The organism is Trebonia sp., assembly GCF_049794275.1.
Classification (GTDB): Bacteria; Actinomycetota; Actinomycetes; order Streptosporangiales; family Streptosporangiaceae; genus Trebonia.
The window spans coordinates 1-4,553 of the sequence record NZ_JBARCR010000980.1 but is presented as its reverse complement, the minus strand read 5'-3'; the positions used below and the strand labels follow the sequence as shown (position 1 = coordinate 4,553).

At 71.4% G+C, this 4,553-nt stretch carries 6 protein-coding genes; 2 read left to right on the top strand and 4 right to left on the bottom strand.

Translation table 11 applies throughout. The features are described 5' to 3' along the window. Positions 1–22: 22 nt before the first annotated feature. The 4 genes from WA805_RS24965 to WA805_RS24950 are packed head-to-tail and all read right to left on the bottom strand — an operon-like array spanning position 23 to position 3,214. Positions 23–1,423 carry a class I adenylate-forming enzyme family protein gene (locus WA805_RS24965; protein WP_425243548.1) on the bottom strand — a complete coding sequence of 467 codons (1,401 nt, stop codon included), beginning with the start codon at positions 1,421–1,423 and terminating at the stop codon, positions 23–25. Between the two features lies 1 nt (position 1,424). After that, a complete protein-coding gene (locus WA805_RS24960) occupies positions 1,425–1,826 on the bottom strand; it encodes a VOC family protein (protein WP_425243547.1) in 402 nt (133 codons plus the stop codon). 6 nt (positions 1,827–1,832) lie between these two features. Continuing rightward, complete coding sequence (locus WA805_RS24955; protein ID WP_424560115.1) at positions 1,833–2,603, bottom strand: phosphosulfolactate synthase; 771 nt, start codon at positions 2,601–2,603, stop codon at positions 1,833–1,835. Next, positions 2,600–3,214, bottom strand: a complete 615-nt coding sequence (locus tag WA805_RS24950) for a histidine phosphatase family protein (protein WP_424564974.1) — start codon at positions 3,212–3,214, stop codon at positions 2,600–2,602. Before WA805_RS24950 ends, WA805_RS24955 begins: the two co-directional genes overlap by 4 nt. A gap of 102 nt (positions 3,215–3,316) precedes the next feature. Between WA805_RS24950 and WA805_RS24945 the strand changes: the two genes are divergently transcribed. Further along, a complete protein-coding gene (locus WA805_RS24945; protein WP_422288348.1) occupies positions 3,317–3,994 on the top strand; it encodes a response regulator transcription factor in 678 nt (225 codons plus the stop codon). Beyond that, positions 3,991–4,553: hypothetical protein (locus tag WA805_RS24940; RefSeq protein ID WP_425243546.1), on the top strand; the 563-nt coding region annotated here is incomplete at its 3' end. The genes WA805_RS24945 and WA805_RS24940, both read left to right, overlap by 4 nt.

The following is a 4,553-nucleotide window of genomic DNA, read 5'->3' as shown; positions in this document are numbered from 1 at the left end:
GAATCAGGAGTGACGGTCGTGCTCACCGCGCCGCCGTCACCAGGTCCTTCAGCCGCCGCCTGGCGATCTTCCCGGTGGGCCCCAGCGGCAGCTCGGGGACCAGGCAGAACTCACTCGGCTGCTTGTGCCGCGGCAGTTCGGCCTCGCACGCCTTGCGCAGCAGCTCCCCGACGTCCGCGGCCGCACAGCCGGCGTCCGGTACCACGTACGCGACCGGCCGCTCGCCGAGCACCTCGTCGGCGGCGCCGATCACCGCGGCGGCGCGGACCCCGGGCTGGGCCAGCAGGACCTCCTCGATGTCCCGGGGGTAGATCTTCTCCCCGCCCCGGTTGATCACGTCGTCGGAGCGCCCGACCAGGAACAGGTAGCCGTCGGCGTCCAGGTAGCCGAGGTCGCCGGTGTCCAGCCAGCCGTCGGCGTCGATCGCGCCGGGCCGCCCGCCCGAGGCGTACGCCCTGATCACGCCGCCGCCCCTGATCCGCACCCGGCCGATCTCGCCTGGCGTGGCGGGCGCCGGGATCCCGCCGGGCGCCTCGATCCGCACCTCGGAACCCGCCGGCCGCCCCGCCGAGCCCGGCTTGCGGGCGTCGAGCGGGTTCGCGGTGATCATGCTGGCCGCTTCCGTCATCCCGTAGGTCTCGATGACCGGGACGCCGGTCTGGCTCTCGAACCGGCGGAGCGCGGCCAATGACAGCGGGGCGGAGGCCGACCGCACGAACCGCACGCCGGCCGGGCGCGGCGCCGGCGGGTCCATCGCCAGGATCGAGATGATCGCGGGGACCGCGTTGATCCAGCTGATCCGGCGTTCCGCGATCAGCTCCCAGAAGCCGCGGCGGCTGAACTTGCGGTCGACCGCGAGATACGCCCCCGCGCGCAGGGTGGCGAGCAGCCCGACCACCTCGGCGTTGACGTGGAACAACGGCAGCGAGCAATAGCCACGGTCGTCGCGGGTGAGCCGGTGCGCGGCGACGACGCTCGCGGCGGTGTGCGCCAGCTGCTCGTCGCGGAGCAAGATCCCCTTGGGCGTGCCCGTGGTGCCGCTGGTGCACAGGAAAATCCCGGAGTCACCTGGGGTACGTTCCGAAAAATTTATCCGGAACGAGCCCGTGGTGACCGTGGCAGCCGGACGCGCTACCGCCACCACTCGCTCTACCTCGGCCGGGGGCGCTCCAGGGTCCAGCGGCACGGCGACCCGGCCGGCGGCGACGATCGCCACCAGCGCGGTCGCGTACTCGAGCGGTTCGGCGTGCCGGACCGCGATCCTGGCGCCCGGCGGCAGCCCGGCCTCGTCGAGGCGGCGCTCCCAGTCTGCGGTGGCGGCGCGCAGGCCGGCGTAGGTGAGCGTGCCGCCGCCGCGGGCCTCGGCTAGGTAGACGGCGTTGCCGTGGCGGCCAGCCGCCTGCTCGATCCAGTCGCGTAGCACGTCAGTACATCATCCGTGGGTCGTTGTAGTGCTTGAACTCGAGCAGGTTCCCCGCCGGGTCCACGAGGACGAAGGTGCGGTGCTCCTCGACCATGCCGCCGAACCTGACGGCCACCTCGCGGTAGAAGGGGATCTTCCTGGTCACCGCGCAGGCGTGCAGCGCCTCGAAGTCGGCCGCCTCGCGGAACGTCACGCCGAAGTGCCGCGGGTACAGGCTCTCCGGCTTGGCGGGCTCCCCCTCGGTCAGGTGGCACACGACCTGGTCGCCAAAAAAGTCGAGCGTGATCCTGTCGGCGTACCGGCGGGCGAGCTTGCAGCCGAGCCTGGTCACGTAGAAGTCCTGCGCCTCGTCCAGGTCGTGGGCCGGGATAGCCAGGTGGAAGGCGTCGTGGGTGGTTCGCATCGCCGGTTATCCCCGCTCGAAGACGGTGAGGGTGTCGGCGCGCAGGCCGAGGCGGAGCGTTTCCGTGGAGATGACCCCCTGCGCGGGGACGTTGCCGAGGTTCACGTCCGGCCCGATGCGGGTGATCAAGTGGGTCTGCAGCGCGCTGGTAGGCGCCTCGAAGAGCAGGTGCCGCTCGGGGATGCCCGCGTTCAGCACGTCCTCGACCAGGCCGTCCCGCAGCGCGCCGTCCGCCCGGCAGATGCCGGACTTGCCGCTCTCCCTGGCCTCTAGGGTCACCAGCGCGGCGCCCGCGTCGAGGTCCTCGCTGATACAGGCGATCCACTCGCTCGGCGGCAGCAGCTCGGAGCGGCCGGGGTCTTTGAAGCCGACTTCTGACACGACGGTGAAGTCGGCGGCGAGCTTGCGGACGTAGCCCGCCTTCTCGGCGTTCGACATGTCGATGGTGCCGTTGGAGACCTCGACGTGGCGGGCACCGTGCTGCTCGCAGAACCTCCGGTAGTCCTCGAAGCGGCCCTGCAGCACGAACTTCTCGAACAGCGTGCCGCCGAAGTAGAAGCCGATGTCGCTGCCGTCGAGCACCGCGATCTTCTCGCGCAGGCAGTTCGTGACGATCGAGGTGCCCCAGCCGAATTTGACGTAGTCGATGTACTCGGCGCCGAGCTCGATCTGGTCGGTGAACTGGCCGAGCGGGACGCCGCCGTCGATCACCATCGTGAGGCCGCTTTTGCGAGGCTTCACTGCCCGCCTGGGCAGCAACAGCGCGGACGGAGTCATCTGATTCCTCCTCGTGACTTCAGATGTGACTGCATGACGTAGCCGGGAATCCGCAGCACCCGGGCGTTCTCCAGCGGCGGCCAGGCCATCTGCCCGACCGGCACGCCGGTCAGGTAGGCCTCGAGCACGCGCAGCGTGCCGCCGTGCGCGACGACCACCACGTCGCCGGCCTGGTCGCCTCCGTCTTCGTCGTGGGCCGCAGCCAGCTCCTCGGCGAACCCGGCGGCGCGCTGGTACAGGTCACGCACGGACTCACCGCCCGCGGGTCTCGCGTCGGGGTCGGTCACCCGGCCGCCGGCGAGACCGGTGAGGGCCGGGTCTACCGCCATCGCCGCGGTGCCCTCGAGAACGCCGAGGCTGCGCTCCCGCAGCCTGCCGTCGGCGAAAACAGGCAGGCCGAGCACGCCGGCGAACGCCGCGGCGGTCTGCCGCGCGCGGCGCAGGTCGCTGGCGTACAGGGCGCGGACGGGGTGGCCGCTGAATCGCGCCGCCGTCTCCGCCGCCTGCCGCAGGCCGCGGCTGGTCAGCTCCGCGAGGTCGTTGTGGCCCTGGGCCAGGCCAAGCGTGTTCCAGGTGCTCTCGCCGTGCCTGACCAGGTGAAGATCGAACATGTCAGGCAGGTTGGCCAGCGTTTGTTAAAGAACGATGAAAATGTAAACGCCTCCAGGGAACTCTTAAGAACTTCTAAGGATGCCCTGATTAACTCGCTGGTCATGCGACCCAGGCTCCTCGTGGTGGACGACGACCCTGACGTGCGCGACTCACTGCGGCGCGCGCTGGGTTACGCGGGTTACACCGTGTCGACCGCCGCGAACGGGCTCGACGCGCTCAGCTCGCTGTCCCGGTCCCCTGCCGACCTGGTCATCCTCGACGTGCTGATGCCGATGCTCGACGGGCTGGACACGTGCCGCGCGCTGCGCGACCGCGGCAACGCCGCCCCGGTGCTGGTGCTCACGGCGCGCGACTCAATCGACGACCGGGTGGCCGGCCTCGAGGCCGGCGCCGACGACTACCTGGTCAAGCCGTTCGCGCTGCGGGAGCTGCTGGCCCGGGTGAGCGCGCTGCTGCGGCGTGCCCAGCCGCCCCGTCAGGTGCTCGGCTACGCGGACCTGACGCTCGACCTCGCCAGCCGGACCGTGACCCGCGACGAAACCATGGTCAGCCTGACCAAGATCGAGTTCGCGCTGCTCGAGCTGCTGCTGCGGAACGCCGAGCAGGTGCTCAGCTACGACGTCATCCTGGACCGGGTGTGGGGCTACGGGGAGGCGCCCGCCTCCAACGCGCTGCAGGTCTTCGTCGGCATGCTGCGCCACAAGCTCGAGGAGCACGGCGAGCGCCGGCTGGTGCACAACGTGCGCGGCGTCGGGTACGTGCTGCGGGCCGGCACGTGACGCGGCTCTTCCGCTCCCGGGAGCGTTCCTGGGGGCGGGGCTCCTGGCGACGGCTGTTCCGGCAGCGGCTCGGGCTGCAGACCCGGTTCACGCTGGTCGCCGCCGGCGCGGTGGCCGCGACCGCGCTGGCCATCACCGCGGTCGCCTTCCTCGCGATCCGCACCGACCTGGAGAACCAGATACAGCAGCAGCTCACCGCCCGCGCGGCCAGCGTCGAGCACGCGGCGGACAACCTGCACGGGCACATCCCCGCAGGCTGGGTTCCGCCGCACTCGAACCGGTTCGGCGTGAACACGCCGTACACGCAGGTGATCACGGCGACGGGCGGCGTCTGGACGGCGGGCGGCAATGCCGGCCTGCTGTCCCCCGACGCCGCCGACCTCGCCGTGGCGCACGGCGACAGCGCGGCGTTCTTCGCCAACCGCAAGGTCGGCGGGACACCGTCCGCGGTGCTCACCACGCCGCTCGCGCCGGGCCTGGCCCTCCAGGTGGCCGAGTCGCTGAGCACCACCGACGTCGAGGTGGCCAGCGTCGGCGCCACGCTGGCGGTGCTCAGCGC

Bases quoted from the DNA above. Each gene is read 5' to 3' on its own strand.
- WA805_RS24960 (WP_425243547.1), bottom strand. From the start codon at position 1,826: ATGCGAACCACCCACGACGCCTTCCACCTGGCTATCCCGGCCCACGAC.
- WA805_RS24950 (WP_424564974.1), bottom strand. From the start codon at position 3,214: ATGTTCGATCTTCACCTGGTCAGGCACGGCGAGAGCACCTGGAACACG.
- WA805_RS24945 (WP_422288348.1), top strand. From the start codon at position 3,317: ATGCGACCCAGGCTCCTCGTGGTGGACGACGACCCTGACGTGCGCGAC.
- WA805_RS24955 (WP_424560115.1), bottom strand. From the start codon at position 2,603: ATGACTCCGTCCGCGCTGTTGCTGCCCAGGCGGGCAGTGAAGCCTCGC.